Here is a 22,497-nt window from a genome sequence, read left to right on the forward strand (position 1 = left end):
TGCTGAGAATTATGCTTTTATGGGGAAGCAGAATGTTAAAAGATGCGCCGAGGCTTTAAAAGGCAAAAGCAAAATTTTCAGTAAATATACCGCACATTCACAATATCAATGGAGCAAATTCGTTGCGAACCGCCCCATTAGTGAATTTTTTCAACTTGCCAAGCCAGATGATTAGGCTTTTTGCGAAGATCGAGGATTCATAACAGAGTACTGAACATACTCCTCTAAGATGGAGGAAGTGAATTTCTCACGCTCGGTTAGAGAGTGAATTTGCTCCGCCTCCCAATTAATCAGACAGATAAACACCGAGTATTTATTAATGCAGCCGTAGTCTAGGTCGCGCACACTCACTTGATGGTGTTCCATCAGCTTTAACACTTGTTCGATGACCTTCTGGCTTTCAAAGTGGCCGACCCCTTCAATGCTTTTTAGCAAGCGCTCAACACGCTCAATCGGGTTCTCAGAAGGTTTTGACTGCTGCTCTTGGCGAGACATCATTAAGAATTTATCCAACATTTCTTCGGTATACAGCTCACGCTGATGCACGTCTGCAATGAGCGCACTCTCACGCTCCAGCAAGCGGATAAAGAGACTCTTATTGCGAATGTCGGAAAACTCTAGGTCGCGCAGACTCAAACCACTGTCCTGCATGATACTAATCACCGTTTCATAGGAGGCCGACGCTTGCTCATCCCCACGGGCCGCCAAAGTTAGATGACGTCGCAGTTCGTGCATAATTTTCGCCGCACGGTAATCTTCCTTGAGCTGCAAATGTTGCGCATATTGCTCTTTACAGTTTTGCAAACGATCCGATAACTCAGAATAACCTTGTTGCGCATCTTGCTCGGCACGCATGGAATCGACTCGCATCTGAGCACGCTTTGATTCCCACGCTTCATAGGCTCGAGCTCGAGCCTGAAATGCTCGCTCAATCGCTTCCTCAAAACTCTGTTCAATGCGCGCGCGCTCAGTACGCTCACGCAATTCTTCCTGCTCAACCGATGCGCGCTCACTCCGCTTAGCCTGCAATGCTTGCTGCGCCAGCTCCAGCTGGCTTTCTAGGCCATCGATTTCCACCAACACATCGGACTCATCAAAATCGACCAACATGCTGTGCACCTTATTCCAGTAGGAGTCCTGCTCAAAAGGTACATCTGGGTTACTGGATGAATATTGATTACGCAGCGTTTCTTTGAATTGCTCTCCCGTTGGGCGAAACGCATTGGCCGCGTTGATCACGTTATCGTAGCTGTATACACGCTCTTCGCTGGTTTGCAGATTCTCGTCGGCTGCGTTCATGGTGTTCTCTGAAAAATCCGTGGATGGTTGTTCACTGCAGGCTTCTGTCTCGGGGCCCGCGAACGGCGATTCCTCTTGCTCCGCCATGGTCTCACTAAACGCTTCATCGTCCGCGTATGGCGCTTCGCTTACCACATCGTCCCCTGTATCGCCTTCATCTTGGAGCGAGCCATGTTCTTTAACCGGCGCTTCTTCTGTCTGGTCTGGGCCAGAGTAAGCGGCCTCGGCATGAATGTCCTCCGATGAGCCCATAGACGCTTCGCCGTCAGCTGAACAGTGCTCAGCGGCTTGCGCAAACTCTTCGTCTAAGTCATCAAGAATGGTACGAGCATTGGCGTAAGTGCGGCTACTGTCGGTCGGCTTTTCACTGAAACGGCGCTGTGCATAGGACTCAGCATGGGCCGTCGGGCGCTCAACTTTGGCATGTCGGGGGGTGCCGTTCCAACTCACTTTAAACAGCATGGCGCGATCGCACAGCTGATACATTGGAATTTCACCCTGCGACAAGCCATTTTGAAAAATAATGGACTCCGCATGGCGCAGCGCCATAGACGATTCACTTGAATTGGTAGACGTTGCTAGGTTCAGAAGCTTAACCACTTTGCCAATCGCTTTTTTTCTTCGTCTGATACTCATTCTTATGGCGCCCTTTTGTTGTCTTTTTCCACTGCATCCATGAATCGCTTCAAGCCCCTACCCACTCAACGTTTGCCTGAAGCTAACTGACTACTCTTTGTACGCTGACACTAAATCATCTGCAAGCAGACTGGTTACTTTCTGCAAAATGCCGGCCAACTCTTCGTCTGAGTAAGCCTCTTGAGAGATTTTCCCCCAGACTGGCTCAGGCCAGCACTCATCTTGCTCGAAACGCGCCACGTGATGTAGGTGTAACTGGCGTACTTTATTACCAATGGCGGCAACATTTAATTTATCCGGAGAGAATATGTCCTGTACGGTTTCCGCAACGAGGCAACTTTCTGCCATCAGCTGCATCCGATCTTCCGGTTCAAGGTGATGGATCTCTTCCACTTCCTCTCGTTTAGGGACCAAAATAAACCATGGTGCCTTGCGATTATTGATGAGGCGCAACTGACAAAGGGGAAAATCGCCGATCCACACCGAATCTCTTTCTAAAACTGCATCTAATTCAAACATGTAACTGACTTCCTATTTACTTTGTGGCCTTACATAAGCACTATAGCATTCTATTTTTAATTCTACCCTACGACTTGGAGTTCCCATGACGGAAATGCGTTGTGTCCTAGACGCACAAGCCAAACTCGCAGAGTGTCCTCGCTGGGATGAACAAACTCAGACCCTTTACTTTGTTGACATCGATTCTTTCGAATTGCACGCCTTTAACACCGTCTCTGGCGACCATTCTGTACGCCAATTTGACGAAGAAATCGGCTGTTTTTCCTTAGCAGAAAACGGCGGTTTTATCGCAGCCTTTCGCTCCGGTGTCTACACCTTTTCAGACTTAAATGCCCCGCTCACGCCTTACTGGCAAGCAGATTACGATCAGAAAACCACCCGTTTTAATGACGGACGCTGCGATCCCGCTGGACGCTTCTTGGCGGGCACCATGTACGCGCCAAAAGACGCTTTCCTAGGTGGCTTATATCAGTTTGAAAAAAGTGAACAACGTTTACTAGATCAGGCTGCATGGACATCTAATGGTTTGGCATTCTCACCAGACCAAAAAACCATGTACTACTCTGATACACCAAACCACATTGTCTACCAATTTGATTACGATGTGACCACGGGCGCGGCAACCAATAAACGTACTTTTATTGAGTTCCCACGTGGCAACGGCCGACCAGATGGCGCAGCAGTCGATGCCGAGGGCAACTACTGGTCTGCTCTGTACCAAGGGCAACGAGTGGTTAAGATCAGCCCTGCTGGGGAAATTCTTGCAGAGTACCCAGTACCGGCAACGTACCCAACCATGGTGGCCTTTGGCGGTAGTGATATGAAAACCCTATTCGTATCCACTTGCCGTGCGGCACAAACAGACGCCGAACTTGAGCAATTCCCTCAAGCTGGCGGCATCTTCGCCTTAGATGTTGAAACCGAAGGCCAAATTGAATTCCGCTTTGCGGGTTAATTTAATCACTTATTTATAGAAAGACGACCTATTATGCGCGCAAGCAACTATCTTTTTTCTACCCTACGTGACGCTCCATCAGATGCCGTCGTAGCCAGCCACCAGTTAATGATCCGTGCCGGTATGATCCGTCAAGTATCAAAAGGCCTGTACACTTGGCTACCAACAGGCGTAAAAGTCCTTAAAAAAGTAGAAGGCATCGTTCGTGAAGAAATGCAAAAGGCAGGCGCTCTTGAAGTGATCATGCCAGGCGTACAGCCAGCAGAACTTTGGGAAGAAACAGGCCGTTGGCAAAAATACGGTCCTGAGCTATTGCGCTTAAAAGACCGCCATGACCGTGATTACTGCCTAGGCCCAACCCACGAAGAAGTGATCACAGACATCGCACGTAACGAACTAAGCAGCTACAAACAACTGCCACTTAATGTGTTCCAGATCCAAACTAAATTCCGTGACGAAGTTCGTCCACGCTTTGGTGTGATGCGCTCACGCGAATTCTTGATGAAAGATGCTTACTCGTTCCACGCAACGACTGAGTCGCTACAAGAAACCTACGATGCAATGCACGCAGCCTACTGCAAAGTGTTCGACCGCATCGGTCTAGACTACCGTCCAGTACAAGCTGACACCGGCTCTATCGGTGGCGCCTACTCGCACGAGTTCCACGTACTAGCGGATTCTGGTGAAGACGACATCGCCTTCAGCGATTCCTCTGATTTCGCAGCCAACGTAGAACTTGCTGAGGCTCTTTGTGCGAAACAAGCCGCTGACGCACCAACCGAAGAACTTAAAGAAGTCTACACACCGAACTGTAAAACCATTGCAGCGGTAGCAGAGTTCCTAAACCTTCCGGTTGAAAAGACCATCAAGACTATGTTGATTAAAGGTGTGGACGAAGATGGCGAGCCAAACATCATCGCCCTTGTCCTGCGTGGTGACCACAACATCAACGAAATCAAAGTTGAGAAGATCAAAGGCGCCGTGGCACCATTTGAGTTCGCTTCCGAAACTGACATCATCGCCAAAATTGGCTGTCAGCCAGGTTCGATCGGCCCACAAGGGCTGAAAGCCGCAGGCATTCGCGTTGTCGTTGACCGCTCTGCCGCCGTACTATCTGACTTCTGTGCGGGTGCTAACAAAGACGATTACCACGTGACTGGCCTAAACTGGGCACGTGACTGTGATGAGTTCGAAGTGGCCGATATCCGTAACGTTGTCGAAGGCGACCCTTCTCCAGACGGTCAAGGCTCTATTGTGATCAAGCGCGGTATCGAAGTAGGTCACATCTTCCAACTAGGTCAAACCTACTCAGAATCCATGAAAGCGACCGTGCTTGATGAAAACGGCAAAGCGCAAGTAATGCACATGGGCTGTTACGGTATCGGTGTTTCACGTGTCGTCGCTGCAGCGATTGAGCAAAACTTCGATGAGCAAGGCATCAAGTGGCCACAAGCAATCGCACCATTTGAACTAGCCATCGTCGGCATGAACTACGAAAAATCTGAAGCGGTACGTGAAGCGTGTGAAGTGCTTTACACTGAACTGCAAGCGAAAGGCATAGACGTGATGCTGGATGATCGTAAAGAGCGCCCAGGGGTGAAATTCTCTGACTGTGAGCTACTAGGCATCCCACACCGCATCGTCGTCGGTGACCGCGGTTTGAAAGAAGGCACGCTTGAATACAAGAGTCGTGCAACCGGTGAAGGCGAAGACATCGCTGTCGCCGATGCCGTGGCTTTCTTGCTAGAAAAACTAGCGTAAGCTAATCCTAAAAAAGCAGAATGAGCCGACCTCATTCTGCTTTTTTATTTGCGTCTTAGTTAGCATAAGACGCCATACTTCCAGCTATATTACATCCATTATTGAGGCCAAGTATGACTGTTATTTATCACAACCCTCGCTGCTCTAAATCCCGCGAAACCCTAGCACTTCTTGAACAAAACAACATTTCTCCTGAAGTGATTTTATACCTGCAAACACCACCAACAGCGGACACCATTAAAACTCTGCTAGCACAGCTAGACATGTCTTCTGCGCGCGAGTTAATGCGTACCAAAGAAGCTATCTATAAAGAGTTAAATCTTAAACAAGAGCAAAACGAAGACGCCTTAATCGATGCCATGGTTAATAACCCTAAGCTAATTGAGCGCCCTATCGTGATTCATAACGACCAAGCCAAGATCGGTCGCCCACCAGAAGCCGTACTTGAGTTGTTCTAATGAGCGCCACCAATATCCTTGTTGTGTTTTATTCGCGCCACGGCTCTGTCGCCGCCATGGCAAAACACATCGCGCGCGGAGCGCAGCGTGTTCCGAACACGAATGTCGTCGTACGTCAGCTAGCGGAAGCCTCCTTTAGCCACGAGCAAACCAGTGCAGCCATCCCTGATGATGGCTACCCCTATTGCGAGCTGGATGATTTCGTTAACTGTGATGGCCTTGCCATTGGCTCCCCCTCCTATTTTGGCAGCATGGCTGCGCCAGTGAAGCTGATGCTAGATCAGACCAGCCCAATCTGGATGAGTGGCCAACTGGCCGACAAACCCGCCTGCGGCTTTGCCAGTGCCAGCACTATGCACGGCGGCCATGAAATGACCATTCAATCCATGATGATCCCACTGTTGCATCACGGCATGATTTGGGCTGGACTGCCGTATAAGAACCGTGACCTGATCGCCACCGCTACTGGCGGCACACCTTATGGCGTCACGCACTTTGCTCCCCATACGCAATACACAGGTCTGAGTGACGAAGAAATCAATTTGTGTGAAGCACAAGGTCAACGCATTGCCGAACTCGCAACTAAGCTAAAGAAAGCTTAGCCCTGCAATTCAGAGCAATGCGACCTAGATCAATGATGAGGGAGCTATTAGCAGGTATTATAGCTCCCTCTTTCATTGGCGAACCATTCAGCAGAAGCAAGTTATGGCGAAACGTTTTTCCATCTCAACAGCCGAGCAGCGACACTACAGCAACCTGTGCAGCACTTACCGCCCTATTCTAATTCTCAATCATCTTGCTTTAATGGTGGTTATCGCTTGGTGGCATCTTATGCTGTCAGACATTCAATTAAACCACCCGCTGGTGCTGCTTAGCGCCATACTATTACCGCTGGCTCTGTCACTTTGGGGCAGCATCAACGGCAGCTACAAAGGCGCGATTGGGGTGTGCTTTATCAGCTTGTTTTACTTTACCTCAGGGGTGACTCACTGGTTCCATCCGATGCTGTGGCCAATTGGCATGAGTGAGGCAATATTGGGTGCGGGCTTATTTTGTTTAGGCATGCTGTACGCACGCTGGAAAGGATTAAGCGAACTGCCCATCGCTTAATCCTATCACTGCAGGTTAACGGAAGATTCGGTCAGCCCATACTGTCAGACCACTTGCGACACTGCCGAAGTGGTCACCATCGAGCAACGGGATGTCACCGATCTGCTCTCGTACCGCCGCTTGAATCACTGGCGATTTAGCCGAACCTCCGGTCATATAGATCACATCAGGGCGCTCACCCGCCTGATCAATAGCAGCCTGCATTAAGCTAATCATTTTCTCAACTGGATGAATGATGGCTTGTGCCAATTGCTCACGCTCTAGATCCAATTGTAAACCCGCTTCGATATAACTTAAATCCACATGCATTTTCATCGCATCCGACAACTGAATCTTCGCCTCTTCCGCATCCTTGACGATATGGAAGTTATGCTTGTGTTCACGCATGGTTCTAAAACGATCCATCAACAATGGTTGCACCATATCCAAACGTAAGTGATCCATCTGCAATTTGGTTTCCAGACTGTTGAAGGTGGCTTGTGCCGTGACATCATTGGTGGTGACCGCATTCCAGTACAACTGTGTCGGCATCGGCAAACCGGTTTTCAGCTCTGCCCCCATACCCAATAGCGGCATCATCTGACGCCCTGCCAATTGAATATCCAGATCGTTACCACCCACTCGCTCACCGGTATAAGCCAAGAAGTCGTGGCTACGATCGAGACAATCACGGTAGCTTGGCCCCATACGCACCATGGCGCAGTCACTGGTACCACCACCGATATCAACGACTAGTACCGTTTGATCTTGCTCGAGGTTACGTTCGAAATCCAAACCTGCCGCAATGGGTTCGTATTGAAATTCAACACTTTCAAAGCCCGCACGACGCGCCGCAACGGTTAGGATCTGCAATGCTTGCTGGTTGCTCTCTTCGGCATTAATACCTTGAAAGTTAACCGGACGACCAATCACAGTGTGCTTCATTTCTTGTTGAAAATGTTTTTCTGAGCGACGCTTAACATTCATCATCATCACCGCCACCACATCTTCGAAAAACTGTATATGCTCCGCTCGAAGCCCGGCGCCCCCTAAAAAGGATTTAGGCGATTTAACAAAATAGCCCTCATCAGGAAACTGATAATATTCGGCAAAGGCCTCACGACCATAAAACAAGACTTGATCATTCGCCTCGTAATCTTCTTCGACACGGAAGCGACGTGCGCGACTCAAAACGCCTTTGCGGCTTTCAATAAACTCGGCACGCATTGAGTCCGACAAGCCTTTTGCGACGGCCTCAGTGATAAAATCGCGACTCAATGCGTAAACAGTTGAGGGTAGATAACGGTGGTTCTGCTCTAATTCCGCTAACACTGGCTTGCCATCTTGTAAAATACCTAAAGCACAGTTAGACGTACCGTAATCAAATCCACAATACACTTGGGCGACCTCTTAGAAATATGATTGGGGCGCGGACTCTACCATACTCTGCAGGCCAGCATAAGCTGAATTAGGAGAGTTCATTAGATCCATATCGCTATACATATCCATAAGGTTTATAATGACTTGAGCCATAGTGAAACATATGTAAACACCTAGGGGATCAGGTTTGAGCATTTCCAACAATATCCTGCACCATATTGAAAACTTTACTTCGCAACGCGACAAGGAACTGCTTGCTTTCAGCCTGCTTAAGAGCATCCGCGATATTCTAAACCCTATTCGCACTTCTATTCTTACCTTGAACGGCCAGGACGAGCCGACCATGGAGATATCACTGAGCAACAGTGAGTCATGCGAATACCGCTATCAGGACATTCGTGTACCAGAAAGTACTCGTGCGTCTTTGGACTATATCAATACTTGGCACCTTGATGAGTTAATGAAAGCCCATGACGATCAATATACTTCTTTTCACGTTTTGCAACAGAGTCGCCAGCAAAACCAGTACTTGATCATCACATTGGACAATAAACCGAGCCGCTCTGAGAGCTACATCATCAAGGGCATGCTCAGTATCTACAGTAATTTCAGCTCCCTGTTGGCCGAGGCACAAACAGACGAACTGACGGGCCTAATGAACCGCAAAACATTCGAAGAATCGATTGTTAAGCTGTATCAAGGGACCGCCTTTACCGATGAGAACGACAATCGCGCGAACTGGATCGCTATCATTGATATTGATAACTTTAAGCTTATTAACGATAGCGCTGGCCATCTATACGGTGATGAAGTCTTGATCCATATCTCGCGTGTGCTGCAGCAGACTTTCCGTCAAGACGACATGCTGTTCCGATTTGGTGGTGAAGAGTTTGTGGTGATGATGCGCGATCTAACCCGCGAAGAATGCAAGCAGATGCTCGATGAGCTGCTCAGCAACGTACAGTCCATCGTTATGAACAACCTAGATCCGATTACGTTAAGTGCCGGTGTGTGTGAGTTCCAAAAAGACACCTTCCATGTCACGCTAATGGACCAAGCGGATCAAGCACTGTATTACAGTAAGCAAAACGGCCGAAACCGTGTCACCTTCTATGAAGAGATCGTCGCGGCAGGCTTAGCAAAATCCAACGAAGTAACACACGGCGACATCGATTTATTCTAATCACCTTACTCTATTCGCTAGCGAAGCCAATTGAAGCGAGACACAAAAAAGCCGAGTCATTGACTCGGCTTTTTTTTATTTCAATATCAATTACGACTTGAATGGGTCGCGAAGAACGATGGTTTCGTTACGATCAGGACCGGTAGAGATGATGTCTACTGGCACACCAATCTTCTCTTCGATGAACTTGATGTAAGCCTGAGCGTTTGCTGGCAGCGCGTCAAAGCTCGGCGCACCAACAGTTGATTCAGACCAACCTGGCAGCTCTTCGTAAACTGGCTTCGCTTGCTCGTAGCTCTCGCTATCAACCATAGAGCCAGACATTGGGTTGCCGTTTGCATCTTCGTAACCAACACATACTTTGATCACTTCAGAACCGTCTAGTACGTCAAGTTTTGTTAGACAGATACCAGAAATCGAGTTGATTTGTACCGCATGGCGCAGCACCATCGCATCAAACCAACCACAACGACGCTGACGACCCGTTGTCGCACCGAACTCGTGACCACGCTCACCTAGACGCTGACCATCATCACAGAATAGCTCTGTTGGGAATGGGCCGGCACCGACACGAGTGGTGTATGCTTTAGTGATACCTAGTACGTAGTCAAGGTATAGAGGACCAAAACCTGTACCTGCTGGCGCACCACCGGCAGTCGTGTTTGAAGAGGTAACGTATGGGTAAGTACCGTGGTCTACGTCTAGTAGTGAACCTTGTGCACCTTCGAACATGATGTTCTTGCCTGCCTTACGCAGATCGTGCAGTAGGTTGATCGTATCAGCCACCATTGGACGTAGGAATTCAGCCATTTTCAGACCTTCTTCGTATACTTCGTCAAACGATACCGGCTCAACTTTGTAGAAGTTTTCTAACATGAAGTTGTAGTAAGCCAACACTTCTTTTAGTTTTTCTGCAAAGCGCTCTTTATCTAAGATGTCCGCCACACGAATCGCACGACGTGCTACTTTGTCTTCGTAAGCAGGACCGATACCACGACCTGTTGTACCGATCTTCTTATCACCTTTCGCTACTTCGCGAGCTTGGTCCATAGCAATGTGGTAGGACAGGATCAAAGGACATGCTGGGCTCACTTTTAGGCGCTCAACAGCTGGCACACCTTGCTCTTCAAGCTCGGCCACTTCTTTTTGCAATGCTGCAGGAGACAACACAACACCGTTACCGATGATGCACTGAACACCATCACGAAGAATACCAGAAGGAATCAAATGCAATACGGTCTTCTTACCGTCGATTACCAATGTGTGGCCAGCGTTGTGACCACCTTGGAAACGTACTACCGCAGCTACGTCTTCTGTTAGAAGGTCAACGACCTTACCTTTACCTTCGTCACCCCATTGAGTGCCTAGAATAACAACGTTCTTACCCATTTTATGGTCTCGCTTAAGATTGTTCTAAACCGATATTCGATTATTTAACTGTTACTAACTTCCAGTCATCGCCCTCGGCAACTAACTGGAAATCAAAATCTGATTCATTGGCGTGCTCATCCAGCTGCTGAATGACACGGTAACCTTCTTGGCGCAAAGAGGAGATCTTCTGCCAAAGCGCATCATTATGTGCAGCAGGTGCCAACACACTCGAACGCTCAGTGACGGTGACATCTGCTAAAGATACCAATGTCTTAACATCTGTACTAAAGCCTGTAGCTGGGCGAGAACGACCAAACACTTCACCGATGAAGTTGTAGCGTCCACCTCGAGCTACCGCGTTGCCATGACCTGGTACATAGGCCGCGAACACCAAACCAGTGTGGTAGCTGTAAGACTCCATATCAGATAGGTCAAAATGCAAGCCTACTGACGTGAAACGAGTCGATACCACCTCGGCAACGGCACGAATTTGTGCCAAAGCAGCGGAAACAGAATCACTCACACCTGATAGAGCCGCTTCGGCACGCTCCAGTACTTCCACCCCACCACATAGACGTGGCAAAGCTGACAGCCACTGCTTGGCCGTCTCATCTAAGTCTGTCGTCGCTAGGAAAGCTTCTAACTCTGGCAAGCCTTTGGCACGGTACAGGTCGGCCAACTTCGCTTCTTGCTCACTCGACAAACCGGATGCTGCCATGACACCACGTACAACATCAATATGACCAACGTCTAACACCAGTTTGTTTAAACCAGCTTGCGTTAAGGTGTCCAACATTAGAGACAGGATTTCAAGATCACTCTCAATGCCGCTGTGACCGTAAAGCTCCGCACCTAACTGAATTGGGCTGCGGGTGCCATCTAGCCCTGCAGGTGTCGTGCGGAGCACACTACCACAGTAGCTTAGGCGCTGTACGCCATCATTTTTTAGACAGTGGGCATCAATGCGCGCCACTTGTGATGTGAAGTCTGCTCGAATTCCCATTAATCGGCCGGTCAATTGATCAATTACCTTAAAGGTTTCGATCTCTAGATCAGAGCCTGCGCCAATGAGTAAAGAATCTAGGTACTCGATTAGAGGGGGAATGACCAATTGGTAACCCCAACTTTCGTGGAGATTAAGCAGTGTTCTTCTTAGATGTTCAATTTTAGCGGCCTGTTTCGGAAGGGCCTCATCAACACCATCTGGAAGCAACCAGCGATCTGCTAGCGTCATTAAACTGTATCCTCTTAGCTTCGGGCCAGTAATAGGAGCATTAATCCAAGAAACATACTCACCGCCCCAAGCACTCGCAAGTTTTTATCCGAACTCGCGATCGCTCTTACCATCATTTCGCGCCATAACTTTGGCTTCAAAAATGGTAAAACCCCTTCAGCAATCAGTAGCAAACTGAAGCCGACTAGAAGCGAATGCAACAATTCCTGCATAGACTCTCTATATTTTGACCATTAAAAAACCGGGCTTAACCCGGTTTTGCTGATTCTATCACGATTATACGGCTGACTTACAGGCATATCCACCTACAAGTCAGCCAAAAACCGTCTCTTTAGTTGGTTTCTTTAAAGTACTTAAAGAATTCACCCTCTGGATCCAAGACAAACACATCACCACTGTTGGCGAAGCTTTCTCGGTAAGCCTGCAGGCTACGGTAAAAATCAAAGAATTCTGGATCTTGTTGGTAAGCTTCGGCATAGATAGCAGCCGCCTGAGCATCACCATCACCACGAATCATTTCCGCATCACGCTGGGCTTCCGCCTCTAGCACAACACGCTGACGATCCGCATCGGCACGAATACCCTCAGCCAACTCAAGACCTTTAGAACGGTGCTCACGCGCTTCACGCTCACGCTCAGTACGCATACGCTGGTATACCGACTCACTAACATCTGGCGGCAGATCGATTCGCTTCACACGAATATCGACGATCGTAATACCTAGTTCAGATTGAGCCACACCGTCAATACGATCACGCAACTCCGTCATTAGCTCTTCACGCTCACCAGACACCACTTCGTGCATGGTACGCTCACCAAATTGGTTACGAAGACCTGTGTCCACACGCGAAGAAAGCACTCGGTTAGCGACAAACTCATCACCAGAAGTAGACTGGTAGAAACGTGCAACGTTGGAAATCTTCCATTTCACGTAAGAGTCCACGATTACCGCTTTTTTCTCTAGCGTTAGGTAACGCTGTGGGCGGGAATCCATGGTCAAAATACGCGCGTCAAATTTCTTAACATCGTTCATGATCGGCAGTTTAAAGTGCAAACCAGGCTTAACATCATCGCGCACAATCTCACCGAACTTCAGCACCACAGCACGCTCAGTCTCTTTGACGACGAACAGGGTTTGAGAAGCCACTAAAACCGCAGCCAATACGATAAACATAATCGCAAAAGATAGGTTTTTCATTAGTTTCTCCCCTCACGTACCGAATTAGCCGACTGACGGTTACGGATCTCAGCAATCACTTGATCAGTCAATGAACTGATCGAAGATGAGCTGATACCGCTAGTGTTAGAAGATGTTGGACGCTGCTTCATAATTTGATCCAGCGGTAGGTACATCATGTTGTTACCGTCTTTAGTATCAATAATGACTTTATTAGCGTCTTTGTAGATGGTCTCAATTGTTTCCAAGTACAAACGCTGTTTGGTCACTGCAGGAGCCTTAGCATACTCTTGGTACAAGCGATCAAAACGATCTGCTTGACCTTGCGCTCGGGCTACGATTTCAGAGCGGTAAGCTTCCGCTTCCTCACGAATACGCTGCGCACGACCACGAGCTTCTGGGATGATACCGTTAGCGTAAGATTCTGCCTCGTTACGAACACGCTGCTCATCCTCTTTCGCCTTGATTACATCGTCAAATGCTTCCTGAACTTGGTTAGGTGCCTGCGTATTCTCAACGTTGACTTTCGAAATCAGAAGACCAGTTCCGTAACTGTTGATGTAGGACTGCAAACGCTCTTTCACATCTGCCGCCAACACCTCACGACCTTCCGTCAAGATTTGGTCCATCTCAGTAGTACCGACAACGTGACGTAGAGAACTCTCTACCGCTTGAGCTAAGGAATCTTCCGGAGCTCGAACGTTGATCACAAAGTCACGCGGTGTTTCGATCAAATATTGCACCGACACACTCACCTCAACGATCGCTTCGTCTACCGTCAACATCAGTGCCTTGTGGTCATGTGAACGCACCTTAGTCACATTCACTCGGGTCACAGAGTCAATCAACGGTGGATTCCAGTGCAGACCTGGCATAACGGTTTCATGGAATTTACCAAGACGCAACACGACACCGCGTTCCTGTTGGTCCACCTGATAAATACCCGTCGCCGCCCACAGCGCGAACAAACCTACAACGACAACACCTAGTAGACCGCTGCTAAATTTACCGCCCATACCTGGACCGCCATTTGAGCCGGAACCACCATTGCCACCGCGTTTCTTTTTAACACCAAGCATGTCCATCAGCTTGTTGAAGGCTTCATCCAAGTCAGGTGGTGCTTGATCTTTACCACCATTTTGACCTTGACGGCCCCAAGGGTCATTATTGGGTTCTTGATCACGTCCCCCATTGTTATTACGGCTCTTATCCGTATTCCAAGGGTCGTTGTCGTTATTACCCGGTTCATTCCAGGCCATACTACATCTCCACTTTCTTGTAATGATAATCCGGTGACTTAGGCTGCCTGAATTTGATCTTCAGACATTCCCACTCTAGCAAGAATCTGTAAATAATCCTTACGAGGTAAGCATAATTCAAGCACAGATTGCCCTAGTTCATCGTAAGTTTCACCTTTTACAGCTCCCTGCTCAAACAACATCGCTCTGAAACGACCTTGATTGACTGGCACCACAATGGTTTCTTTGACAATATCTTCGGACAACAATTCCGCAATGGCTTGCTCTAGTAATTCAATACCAATCCCTTCACGAGCAGACAACCAAACTCGCACAGGGTTCCCGTGCTCGTCACGATCAATGCGCGGTTCAGCCGTTGGCAGAGCATCAATTTTGTTAAATACCTTTAACGTCGGCAACTCATTGGCGCCGATTTCTTCCAACACATCTTCTACCGCAGCAATGTTTTCATCACGACTGATATCCGCCGCATCGACAACATGCAACAGCAAGTCCGACTCCGCCGACTCTTTTAAGGTCGCCTGGAAAGCCTTTACCAAACGGTGCGGTAGTTTACGGATAAACCCTACCGTATCGGCCAACACCACGGTGCCCACCTCATCAAGCTCAAGTCGACGCAGGGTTGGATCCAAGGTCGCAAACAGTTGGTCTGCCGCATACACTTCGGCCCCAGTGGCACGGTTGAACAAGGTCGACTTGCCGGCGTTGGTGTAACCTACCAAAGAAATGGTTGGTACGTCCGATCGAGAACGAGCACGACGACTTTGATCTCGTTGAGAGTTTACTTTCTCAAGACGTTTTTGGATCGATTTAATTCGCTCGCGTAACAAACGACGGTCGGTTTCTAACTGAGTTTCACCCGGACCACGCATACCAATACCGCCTTTTTGGCGCTCAAGGTGGGTCCAACCGCGAATCAGTCGTGTTGACATGTGTTGTAGCTGAGCAAGCTCTACCTGCAACTTACCCTCATGGGTACGTGCACGCTGGGCAAAGATGTCAAGAATCAACCCAGTACGATCAAGTACTCGACAATTTAAAACGCTTTCTAGATTTCGCTCTTGGGAAGGAGATAAGGCATGATCAAAAAGCACCACTTGGGCTTCTTCTCGAATCACAATATCTTTGATTTCATCTAATTTGCCGGTACCTACAAAGAACTTTGAATCAGCTCTTTGACGAGACCCTGTTACGACTGCAACAGGGTCTGCACCAGCAGAGATAGCGAGTTCTACGAACTCTTCTGGTCCATGATTGTCGTTTTGATCATGAAAATCGATATGAACCAGGACAGCAATTTCACCACTTTCAGGGCGTTCGAAAAACAAGTTATATAACCTCTGTTTGTCCTAGTCAGAACAAACTTATTCTGCTGCATCTTCCGCCTGATCAGGAGACGGTAGACGGATAGTACGAGAAGGAACAACGGTCGAGATTGCGTGCTTGTAAACCATTTGGCTTACAGTGTTTTTCAACAAAATCACGAACTGATCAAATGACTCGATTTGTCCCTGCAATTTAATACCATTCACAAGAAAGATAGAAACAGGTACTCTCTCTTTGCGTAGTACGTTTAAGTAAGGGTCTTGTAGTGACTGCCCTTTTGACATCGGAATCTCCTTAAGCAAGCAAACTTATAATTAAAATATTGGCAAAACAATACTATAGATAGTACACCAAATCTTTCCTGATTTCCCCTTATATAATCTTGCTTTCCAAGTATTTCAAGGTTTGTCCTAAAAGATCTTGATTTAAACTGTCAAAAATCGCCAGATCGTCCCAACCACGCAGCCAAGTGTGCTGACGTTTCGCCAGCTGACGCGTCGCGACAATGCCTTTAAAAACCGCTTCTTCAAGAGAGTCTTCGCCCTCTAAATATTGCCACAATTGGCGATAGCCAACGCAGCGCACAGACGGCATATCAATACTTAAATCACCGTGCTTGTACAAGGCTTCGACCTCAGCCAAGAAACCTTGTTCCATCATTAGATGAAAACGCTCCTCAATGCGTTGATGTAACACCGAACGCTCTTGCGGCATCACCGCAATATTGACTAAATCAAACGGTAGCTCTTGTGCTTCTTGCTCCGCCCACCACTGCGTCATGGTTTTTCCGGTTAAGCGGTATACCTCAATGGCACGCTGCAAGCGTTGGGCATCATTCGGATTAATACGTGCCGCAGCGACAGGATCAATGTCCTGTAATTGCGCGTGCAAACTGGCCAAACCAAACTGCGCTGCCTGCTGCTCAAACTCGGCACGAATCGCGGCATCCGCCGGTGGCATTGGCGCTAGGCCTTTTTGCAGAGCATTGAAATACATCATGGTGCCACCGACAAGCAGCGGCGTTTTCCCCTGAGCAACAATGTCCGCTACTTCGCGTTCAGCATCCGCCATAAAATCGGCCGCCGAATAACTTTCACTCGGGTCAATAATGTCAATCAAGCGATGCGGCGCTTTGGCCAAGGTTTCAGCATCAGGTTTCGCTGTACCAATATCCATTCCCTTGTATACGAGCGCAGAATCGACACTGATAATGTCATAGCCATGTTGGCTGGCCAGCTCGACAGCAAGGCCTGTTTTACCTGAGGCGGTTGGCCCCATTAAACAGACAACTTTAGGTTTGGACATAAATTAACGACCCCGTAAAAATAATTTATCTAGATCAGACATCGACAACTGCGTCCAAGTTGGACGTCCGTGATTACATTGCCCGCTACGCTCGGTGACTTCCATATCGCGCAGCAAGCTGTTCATTTCCGCAACCGACAATTTGCGATTGGCTCGCACCGCTCCATGACAAGCCATGGTCGCCATCAATTCGTTCGCGCGCGCCTGCAGTAAGTCCGTTGTACCATTGACCACCAAGTCACTGATCACGTCGCGCACCAAGCTTTCAATATCACCGTTGATCAAGATCACCGGCACCTCACGCACCATGACACTTTCAGGGCCTGAACGCTCAATGTTAAAACCAAACTGCACAAAGACATCGTGCTGATCTTCTACCAAGTCCGCTTCGGCCTGCGAGATGGACACGTTGATCGGAACTAATAACGGCTGTGATGGCACATTTTTGGAGTAAAACGCCGCTTTCATGCGCTCATAGACAATGCGCTCATGGGCGGCATGCATATCGACAATAATCATGCCTTGTTCGGTTTCAGACAGGATATAAATACCATGTAACTGCGCCACCGCATACCCCAACGGAGGCATAATGCCTTCTCGCGGTAGAGCTTCACGCACACGCCCCGTTCCCTCATTGGTTTGCAAAATAGGACTGACATTGGTTGACGTGAACGGCGTTTCGGCCGCAATTGGCTTAATCTCTCCCGTCTCTGGGTCCACTTCTTCTCCCGCAAACTGACGAGCAAAATCCGCCATTTGCGATACTGCACTGAGCTGCCCTGTTACTTGCGCAGCGCTTGGGCCCTCTGAAGGAGTATAGTTGCCCGCAGCAGAATAACCGCCATTCGCGCTAGGCGCTGTGCCTTGAGCACCTTGACCAGCGCTCATCCAAGACACATCTCGAGCTTGACTCGGATGCCCTAAGCTCAGTTTTTCTTGCTCTTGAAGCTGCGGCTCTTGGCGCTGAATAGGATTTTCCGCGCTGCCTGACATACCTGTTTCAGGACGCACATCAGCCAACACTTTATGAATACGACTAAATAGAAAATCGTGTACTAGGCGACCATCACGAAAACGCACTTCATGCTTGGTAGGATGCACGTTGACATCCACCGTGCCAGGATCTAACTCCAAATACAGCACAAAGGTCGGATGGCGACCATTATATAAGACATCACGATAAGCTTGGCGTACCGCATGAGCCACCAGCTTGTCACGCACCACTCGACCATTAACGAAGAAGTACTGCAGGTCAGCCTGAGAACGTGAAAAGGTCGGCAGACCAATCCATCCCCATAGCCGTAAGCCTGCGGCCTCCACATCAATGGTGAGCGCGTTTTCAATAAACTTCTTACCGAGCAAGGTCGCTAAACGGTGCTCCGCATGCAGCTGGTCCTGAACAGGACGCAGGTCATACACCTGCTTGCCATTGTGATTAAGACGAAAGCCCACATCGTAACGGCTCAGCGCCAAGCGCTTAACCACTTCTTCAAGGTGACCAAACTCGGTTTTTTCGGTGCGCAAAAACTTACGTCGTGCAGGCGTATTAAAGAATAAATCTCGAGCCTCAATGGTAGTCCCCTGTGGGTGCGAGGCCGGGCGAACTGACGTCGCCATATCCTTACCTTCCGCTTCCACCCGCCAAGCTTCTTGCTCACCTTCTGCACACGACGTTAAATGCAATCGTGATACGGAACTGATACTGGCCAACGCCTCACCACGAAAGCCAAGTGTTGCGACCGCTTCGAGATCATCTAAGGTAATGATTTTACTGGTGGCATGACGGCTTAACGCCAAAGATAGGTCATCTTTGACAATACCGCGGCCATTGTCTCGGATTTTAATGCCACGCACGCCGCCTTGCTCAACATCAATATCCAGTTGTGTGGCGCCAGCATCCAAACTGTTTTCGAGAAGTTCTTTGACCACTGACGCGGGACGTTCTACCACCTCACCTGCCGCGATCTGGTTGGCAAGGCGGGGTGATAGCAAGCTTATTCTAGACATGGGATTCCTTTATTGAACGGCATTTAACCGGCGGGAATGGATAGCTTCTGCCCAACCCAAATCACATCATTGCGCAAAGTATTGGCGGAGCGCAGCGAATCAAGGGAAACACCATTTCTACGAGCGATTTCGGAAAGGGTATCCCCTTTGGAAACGGTGTAGGTATATCCCCCCGTTTGGTTTTTACGCCACGCTATATAGGTACCATCAGGGGGATTCGAGAAGAAAAAGTCTTCCACCCCATTAGCTATGGAGGCCGCCAATTTACGACGATAGGTTAAGCTAGATAAGTTCTTCGCTTCTGTCTTATTTGAGACGAAACCGGTTTCCACCAAGATGGATGGAATATCAGGGGATTTCAGCACAACAAAGCCCGCTTGCTGAACCGAGTTTTTATGCAACACGGCCACCCCTTTCATTTCTCGCAAGACTTTATTACCAATGTCTAAACTCATCTGAATAGTCGAGTTCATCGACATATCCAATAGCACTTCGGCCAACAATTGGTCTTTATCGTCCAAAGAGATACCACCCACTAAGTCTGCCGCTTGCTCTTGTTGCGCCAGCCAACGACCCATCTCTGAGGTTTTACCACTTAACGACAAAGCCCAGACCGACGCACCTCGGGCCGACGGCTTAGTGAAGGCGTCCGCATGAATAGAGATCATCAGGTCAGCATTGGCTTCTCGAGCAATGCGTGAACGGTCACGCAACTGCAAATACTCATCGGTGGAACGCGTCAACACGGCTTTAATACCTTGAATGGCATTCAAGCGTTTGGCTAACTCTCGCCCTATCGACAAGACAATATCTTTTTCACGAACCTTGTATTGCCCTAGGGCACCAGGATCTTTGCCACCATGTCCAGGATCAATCACCACCACGACGTCACGCTTTTCGTCCGAGATCGAAGCCAGACTCTTCACCACCGCCGCGGTATTATTTTGGGTACCGTATTCAAGCTCGACCAAAATGCGCGGACCATACTCACCTGCCGCCCCCAGTTCGGAAGTTTTCGCTTTGACCTTTTTGTTTAAATCCAAAACAAAGCGCATACCATTTTCACGTTTGGCATAGCGTACGCGCATCAAAACATCCGATGATAAGGCCGACAGCCCATTGACCACATCTTGAGAAATGTCGGTATTACTGACATCCAAAACAATACGATCAGGGTTGCTTAACGGAAACATGCGATGGCTGACAGAGCTATCCAGCTCAAACACCAAGCGCGTCGCACCAGGCTGCTGGGCAACGCGAATATCTTTGACCTGCGCCGCTTGCGCTACCGCGCTGAGCGCCAGAAAAAGCACTGGCAACAACCAATAAAGAGAAAAGAATTTTTTATACATATCAGACAGCTAGCAAGTATATGTGGACACTATAACGCTTGCCGACTTTGATCTCAAATAGACAACTCAAGAGAATAAAAAAGGAGGCATGGCCTCCTTTCTAAAATCAGCTGGCAAGCCGTTGGGATATCTCTGCTACCGCTTCGACACCATAGCTAGTTTTCGGCTCAATGGAGATCGATCGACCATGACGAACCAAGTCCAAATGCACCACTAGATCAGGTTGAGGTAGCACCCCCGTACCCATTTCGGCCCATTCGACCAAACATAAAGCCCCGTCTTTAAAATAATCGCGAATACCCATGTATTCCAACTCTTCGGCATCACTAATACGATACAAATCAAAGTGGTACACTTCAATTTGATCCAACTCATATGGCTCCACTATGGTATAGGTTGGACTTTTCACTGGCCCAATATAGCCCAATCCACGCAAAATCCCGCGCACCAGCGTTGTTTTACCCATACCTAGATTACCGTCTAGATACACCACCCCACCACTTTTGAGTGATGCTGCTAGGTTTTCCCCAAACAGCTCCATGGCGTCTTCGCCAAATACTTCTCGTTCTAACATCTTTGTCTACTCACTTATCTACACACACCCGTGTGCGAAAAATCATTCCAAATAATCCAATAACTGATAAGGCTGCATGGCCACCATACCGATTTTTGCGCTACAGGCTTGCGCCGCCTTGTTGTGCCACGCCGCAGCCATTACTGCCGCCTCGTAAGCATCCTGATAAAAGGCCAAACAAGCGCCTACCATGCCACTTAACACATCGCCCGAGCCGCCTTTTGCTAACCCTGGGCAAGGTTTACCAACAATCATCAGGCGTCCATCTGGCGATGCCACCACACTTGTCGCACCCTTTAGAATCACCACTGCTTGGTAGCGATTGGCGATCTCACTCGCCGCGCGCGGCAAATCTTGAAGAATTTCTTTTACATCTTTTTCCAGCAAGCGCGCCGCCTCCCCCGGATGTGGGGTCAGCACTAGCTGATCAAGTTGCACTGAACTCAGGCCGAGCCAGTACAGACCATCGGCATCCACTACGGTAGGCTGACTGAGAGACTGACATTGTTGCCAGACACTCTTCGACCAAGCGCTACGGCCTAGACCTGGCCCCACCACCAGCACGGATTGCTCACCTCTCAAGGTTGCGCGAATATCCGCCAGCTCTGCTGAGACGGCCATCACATTCGGGTTACGCACCAAGGCAGCCATCAGATGCGTTTCTTGTGTCAACAAACTAACGGTTCCAGCCCCAGCTTTTGCAGCCGCTTCACTGGCCATAATCGCTGCACCGCCAAAACCATGATCTCCACCTATGACAGTTACATGCCCATAAGTTCCCTTATGAGAGTTCAAACGTCGTTGGCATGGAGGAAAGTGATCAAGTGCGGCAGGTTCAAGAAAGTATGCTTGCGGTTGCTCTGACAAGTCAACAGCTTGCAAGTTTTCCGTGACGATTTCATGACAGTATACTGGGCCATCTTGCAGATAGTGGCCAATTTTATCACCGATAAAGGTCACCACCAGATCGGCTTGAACGGCCAACGTCGCCTGACCAGAATGAAGATCCAACCCACTGGGGCAGTCCACGCTGACCACCCAAGCCCCTTGTGCAGACAACTGGTTGACGGCACCGATTACCTGCTCATACATATCGGACAAGGGGGCCTGAAACCCGATTCCCAATAAGGCATCCACAATCACTGCCGCGCTGTCATACTCCAGCTCATGAAAGCTTCTTACCTCAATTCGCGGGTGCCCCATCGCCTGCTCTTCAGCCAATTTGGCGTCGCCTTTTCTTGGTGAGTTGGCCACATCATAAACACGCACCTGGATACCGTCTTGCGCAGCAAGATATGCCACAATCCAGCCATCACCACCGTTATTGCCTCCGCCGACTACCACTGCCAGCTGCGCAATATTGGGCTGACGCCGTAGAATATGGCCATACAGTGCTTGGCCTGCACGCAGCATCATAGGGAAACTGGCCCCTTCATGGGCAAAGCTGGCCTGTTCGCGAGCACGGATACCGGCAATATCAAAAAGGGGGCGTAAAAAGCGTTGGGGAAGAAGGACGGATGGCATAACGGCTGTCTCCCGATCTTATTAGTGGATCAATAAGCGTATCTGACAAGCATAGCGGATATGAATGATAATGTGGGCCTTGACCCAC

At 48.9% G+C, this 22,497-nt stretch carries 21 protein-coding genes; 6 read left to right on the forward strand and 15 right to left on the reverse strand.

Annotated elements, in window-relative coordinates; translation table 11 throughout:
- Positions 1-171: 171 nt before the first annotated feature.
- Positions 172-1,935 carry a DUF2786 domain-containing protein gene (locus MAQ5080_RS12165; RefSeq protein WP_067210643.1) on the reverse strand — a complete coding sequence of 588 codons (1,764 nt, stop codon included), beginning with the start codon at positions 1,933-1,935 and terminating at the stop codon, positions 172-174.
- Positions 1,936-2,025: 90 nt separating this feature from the next.
- A complete protein-coding gene (locus MAQ5080_RS12170) occupies positions 2,026-2,454 on the reverse strand; it encodes an HIT domain-containing protein (protein ID WP_067210646.1) in 429 nt (142 codons plus the stop codon).
- Positions 2,455-2,539: 85 nt separating this feature from the next.
- On the opposite strand from MAQ5080_RS12170, the gene MAQ5080_RS12175 reads away from it, so the two are divergent.
- The 5 genes from MAQ5080_RS12175 to MAQ5080_RS12195 all read left to right on the forward strand — a co-directional run bounded on the left by MAQ5080_RS12175 (position 2,540) and on the right by MAQ5080_RS12195 (position 6,738).
- Positions 2,540-3,409, forward strand: coding sequence for an SMP-30/gluconolactonase/LRE family protein (locus tag MAQ5080_RS12175; RefSeq protein ID WP_067210649.1), 870 nt, complete (start codon positions 2,540-2,542; stop codon positions 3,407-3,409).
- Positions 3,410-3,442: 33 nt separating this feature from the next.
- Positions 3,443-5,170, forward strand: a complete 1,728-nt coding sequence (locus tag MAQ5080_RS12180; protein WP_067210652.1) for a proline--tRNA ligase — start codon at positions 3,443-3,445, stop codon at positions 5,168-5,170.
- A 113-nt stretch (positions 5,171-5,283) separates the two neighbouring features.
- Positions 5,284-5,628 (forward strand): arsenate reductase (glutaredoxin), encoded by a 345-nt coding sequence (gene arsC / locus MAQ5080_RS12185; RefSeq protein ID WP_067210655.1) that lies wholly within the window; start codon positions 5,284-5,286, stop codon positions 5,626-5,628.
- Entirely contained in the window at positions 5,628-6,230 is a 603-nt protein-coding gene (gene wrbA / locus MAQ5080_RS12190; RefSeq protein ID WP_067210657.1) for an NAD(P)H:quinone oxidoreductase, read from the forward strand. The genes arsC and wrbA overlap by 1 nt, the downstream gene beginning before the upstream one ends.
- Positions 6,231-6,333: 103 nt before the next feature.
- A complete protein-coding gene (locus MAQ5080_RS12195) occupies positions 6,334-6,738 on the forward strand; it encodes a DUF2069 domain-containing protein (RefSeq protein WP_067210661.1) in 405 nt (134 codons plus the stop codon).
- A 15-nt stretch (positions 6,739-6,753) separates the two neighbouring features.
- Here MAQ5080_RS12195 and yegD read toward each other — a convergent pair whose 3' ends face one another.
- Complete coding sequence (yegD, locus tag MAQ5080_RS12200; RefSeq protein ID WP_067210664.1) at positions 6,754-8,115, reverse strand: molecular chaperone; 1,362 nt, start codon at positions 8,113-8,115, stop codon at positions 6,754-6,756.
- A 169-nt stretch (positions 8,116-8,284) separates the two neighbouring features.
- Here yegD and MAQ5080_RS12205 point away from each other — a divergent pair, with 169 nt between their 5' ends.
- A complete protein-coding gene (locus MAQ5080_RS12205; RefSeq protein WP_067210667.1) occupies positions 8,285-9,280 on the forward strand; it encodes a GGDEF domain-containing protein in 996 nt (331 codons plus the stop codon).
- A gap of 90 nt (positions 9,281-9,370) precedes the next feature.
- On the opposite strand, the gene MAQ5080_RS12210 is transcribed toward MAQ5080_RS12205, so the two are convergent.
- From MAQ5080_RS12210 to MAQ5080_RS12265, 12 genes are all read right to left on the reverse strand, one after another.
- Entirely contained in the window at positions 9,371-10,669 is a 1,299-nt protein-coding gene (locus MAQ5080_RS12210) for an adenylosuccinate synthase (protein ID WP_067210671.1), read from the reverse strand.
- A gap of 40 nt (positions 10,670-10,709) precedes the next feature.
- A complete protein-coding gene (locus MAQ5080_RS12215) occupies positions 10,710-11,885 on the reverse strand; it encodes an ATP phosphoribosyltransferase regulatory subunit (RefSeq protein ID WP_067210674.1) in 1,176 nt (391 codons plus the stop codon).
- Between the two features lie 14 nt (positions 11,886-11,899).
- Positions 11,900-12,097 (reverse strand): DUF2065 domain-containing protein, encoded by a 198-nt coding sequence (locus tag MAQ5080_RS12220; protein ID WP_067210676.1) that lies wholly within the window; start codon positions 12,095-12,097, stop codon positions 11,900-11,902.
- Between the two features lie 119 nt (positions 12,098-12,216).
- Entirely contained in the window at positions 12,217-13,083 is an 867-nt protein-coding gene (hflC, locus tag MAQ5080_RS12225) for a protease modulator HflC (RefSeq protein WP_067210679.1), read from the reverse strand.
- Positions 13,083-14,321 (reverse strand): FtsH protease activity modulator HflK, encoded by a 1,239-nt coding sequence (gene hflK / locus MAQ5080_RS12230; RefSeq protein ID WP_067210681.1) that lies wholly within the window; start codon positions 14,319-14,321, stop codon positions 13,083-13,085. The genes hflC and hflK overlap by 1 nt, the downstream gene beginning before the upstream one ends.
- A 38-nt stretch (positions 14,322-14,359) precedes the next feature.
- On the reverse strand, positions 14,360-15,649 hold the full coding sequence (hflX, locus tag MAQ5080_RS12235; RefSeq protein ID WP_067210684.1) for a ribosome rescue GTPase HflX: 1,290 nt from the start codon (positions 15,647-15,649) through the stop codon (positions 14,360-14,362).
- Between the two features lie 36 nt (positions 15,650-15,685).
- The gene (gene hfq, locus MAQ5080_RS12240) at positions 15,686-15,931 is read right to left on the reverse strand and encodes an RNA chaperone Hfq (protein ID WP_067097470.1); all 246 of its coding nucleotides are present in this window, start codon (positions 15,929-15,931) and stop codon (positions 15,686-15,688) included.
- A gap of 88 nt (positions 15,932-16,019) precedes the next feature.
- A complete protein-coding gene (miaA, locus tag MAQ5080_RS12245) occupies positions 16,020-16,952 on the reverse strand; it encodes a tRNA (adenosine(37)-N6)-dimethylallyltransferase MiaA (protein ID WP_067210687.1) in 933 nt (310 codons plus the stop codon).
- Between the two features lie 3 nt (positions 16,953-16,955).
- Positions 16,956-18,959: a DNA mismatch repair endonuclease MutL gene (gene mutL, locus MAQ5080_RS12250; protein ID WP_067210691.1), complete on the reverse strand. Its 2,004-nt coding sequence runs from the start codon at positions 18,957-18,959 to the stop codon at positions 16,956-16,958.
- A gap of 23 nt (positions 18,960-18,982) precedes the next feature.
- The gene (locus MAQ5080_RS12255) at positions 18,983-20,311 is read right to left on the reverse strand and encodes an N-acetylmuramoyl-L-alanine amidase (protein WP_067210694.1); all 1,329 of its coding nucleotides are present in this window, start codon (positions 20,309-20,311) and stop codon (positions 18,983-18,985) included.
- A gap of 106 nt (positions 20,312-20,417) precedes the next feature.
- Positions 20,418-20,885 carry a tRNA (adenosine(37)-N6)-threonylcarbamoyltransferase complex ATPase subunit type 1 TsaE gene (gene tsaE, locus MAQ5080_RS12260; RefSeq protein WP_067210698.1) on the reverse strand — a complete coding sequence of 156 codons (468 nt, stop codon included), beginning with the start codon at positions 20,883-20,885 and terminating at the stop codon, positions 20,418-20,420.
- 42 nt (positions 20,886-20,927) lie between these two features.
- Positions 20,928-22,409: a bifunctional ADP-dependent NAD(P)H-hydrate dehydratase/NAD(P)H-hydrate epimerase gene (locus MAQ5080_RS12265; protein WP_067210701.1), complete on the reverse strand. Its 1,482-nt coding sequence runs from the start codon at positions 22,407-22,409 to the stop codon at positions 20,928-20,930.
- Between the last annotated feature and the right edge of the window lie 88 nt (positions 22,410-22,497).

The organism is Marinomonas aquimarina (assembly GCF_900089755.1).
GTDB lineage: Bacteria > Pseudomonadota > Gammaproteobacteria > Pseudomonadales > Marinomonadaceae > Marinomonas > Marinomonas aquimarina.

Excerpts from the sequence above, each read along its gene's own strand:
- MAQ5080_RS12195 (WP_067210661.1), top strand. The coding sequence starts at position 6,334 with ATGGCGAAACGTTTTTCCATCTCAACAGCCGAGCAGCGACACTACAGC.
- miaA (WP_067210687.1), bottom strand. The coding sequence starts at position 16,952 with ATGTCCAAACCTAAAGTTGTCTGTTTAATGGGGCCAACCGCCTCAGGT.
- MAQ5080_RS12215 (WP_067210674.1), bottom strand. The coding sequence starts at position 11,885 with ATGACGCTAGCAGATCGCTGGTTGCTTCCAGATGGTGTTGATGAGGCC.
- MAQ5080_RS12165 (WP_067210643.1), bottom strand. The coding sequence starts at position 1,935 with ATGAGTATCAGACGAAGAAAAAAAGCGATTGGCAAAGTGGTTAAGCTT.
- MAQ5080_RS12170 (WP_067210646.1), bottom strand. The coding sequence starts at position 2,454 with ATGTTTGAATTAGATGCAGTTTTAGAAAGAGATTCGGTGTGGATCGGC.
- MAQ5080_RS12210 (WP_067210671.1), bottom strand. The coding sequence starts at position 10,669 with ATGGGTAAGAACGTTGTTATTCTAGGCACTCAATGGGGTGACGAAGGT.
- MAQ5080_RS12220 (WP_067210676.1), bottom strand. The coding sequence starts at position 12,097 with ATGCAGGAATTGTTGCATTCGCTTCTAGTCGGCTTCAGTTTGCTACTG.
- tsaE (WP_067210698.1), bottom strand. The coding sequence starts at position 20,885 with ATGTTAGAACGAGAAGTATTTGGCGAAGACGCCATGGAGCTGTTTGGG.
- hflC (WP_067210679.1), bottom strand. The coding sequence starts at position 13,083 with ATGAAAAACCTATCTTTTGCGATTATGTTTATCGTATTGGCTGCGGTT.
- MAQ5080_RS12175 (WP_067210649.1), top strand. The coding sequence starts at position 2,540 with ATGACGGAAATGCGTTGTGTCCTAGACGCACAAGCCAAACTCGCAGAG.
- MAQ5080_RS12180 (WP_067210652.1), top strand. The coding sequence starts at position 3,443 with ATGCGCGCAAGCAACTATCTTTTTTCTACCCTACGTGACGCTCCATCA.
- arsC (WP_067210655.1), top strand. The coding sequence starts at position 5,284 with ATGACTGTTATTTATCACAACCCTCGCTGCTCTAAATCCCGCGAAACC.
- wrbA (WP_067210657.1), top strand. The coding sequence starts at position 5,628 with ATGAGCGCCACCAATATCCTTGTTGTGTTTTATTCGCGCCACGGCTCT.
- hflK (WP_067210681.1), bottom strand. The coding sequence starts at position 14,321 with ATGGCCTGGAATGAACCGGGTAATAACGACAACGACCCTTGGAATACG.
- hfq (WP_067097470.1), bottom strand. The coding sequence starts at position 15,931 with ATGTCAAAAGGGCAGTCACTACAAGACCCTTACTTAAACGTACTACGC.
- MAQ5080_RS12265 (WP_067210701.1), bottom strand. The coding sequence starts at position 22,409 with ATGCCATCCGTCCTTCTTCCCCAACGCTTTTTACGCCCCCTTTTTGAT.
- mutL (WP_067210691.1), bottom strand. The coding sequence starts at position 18,959 with ATGTCTAGAATAAGCTTGCTATCACCCCGCCTTGCCAACCAGATCGCG.
- MAQ5080_RS12255 (WP_067210694.1), bottom strand. The coding sequence starts at position 20,311 with ATGTATAAAAAATTCTTTTCTCTTTATTGGTTGTTGCCAGTGCTTTTT.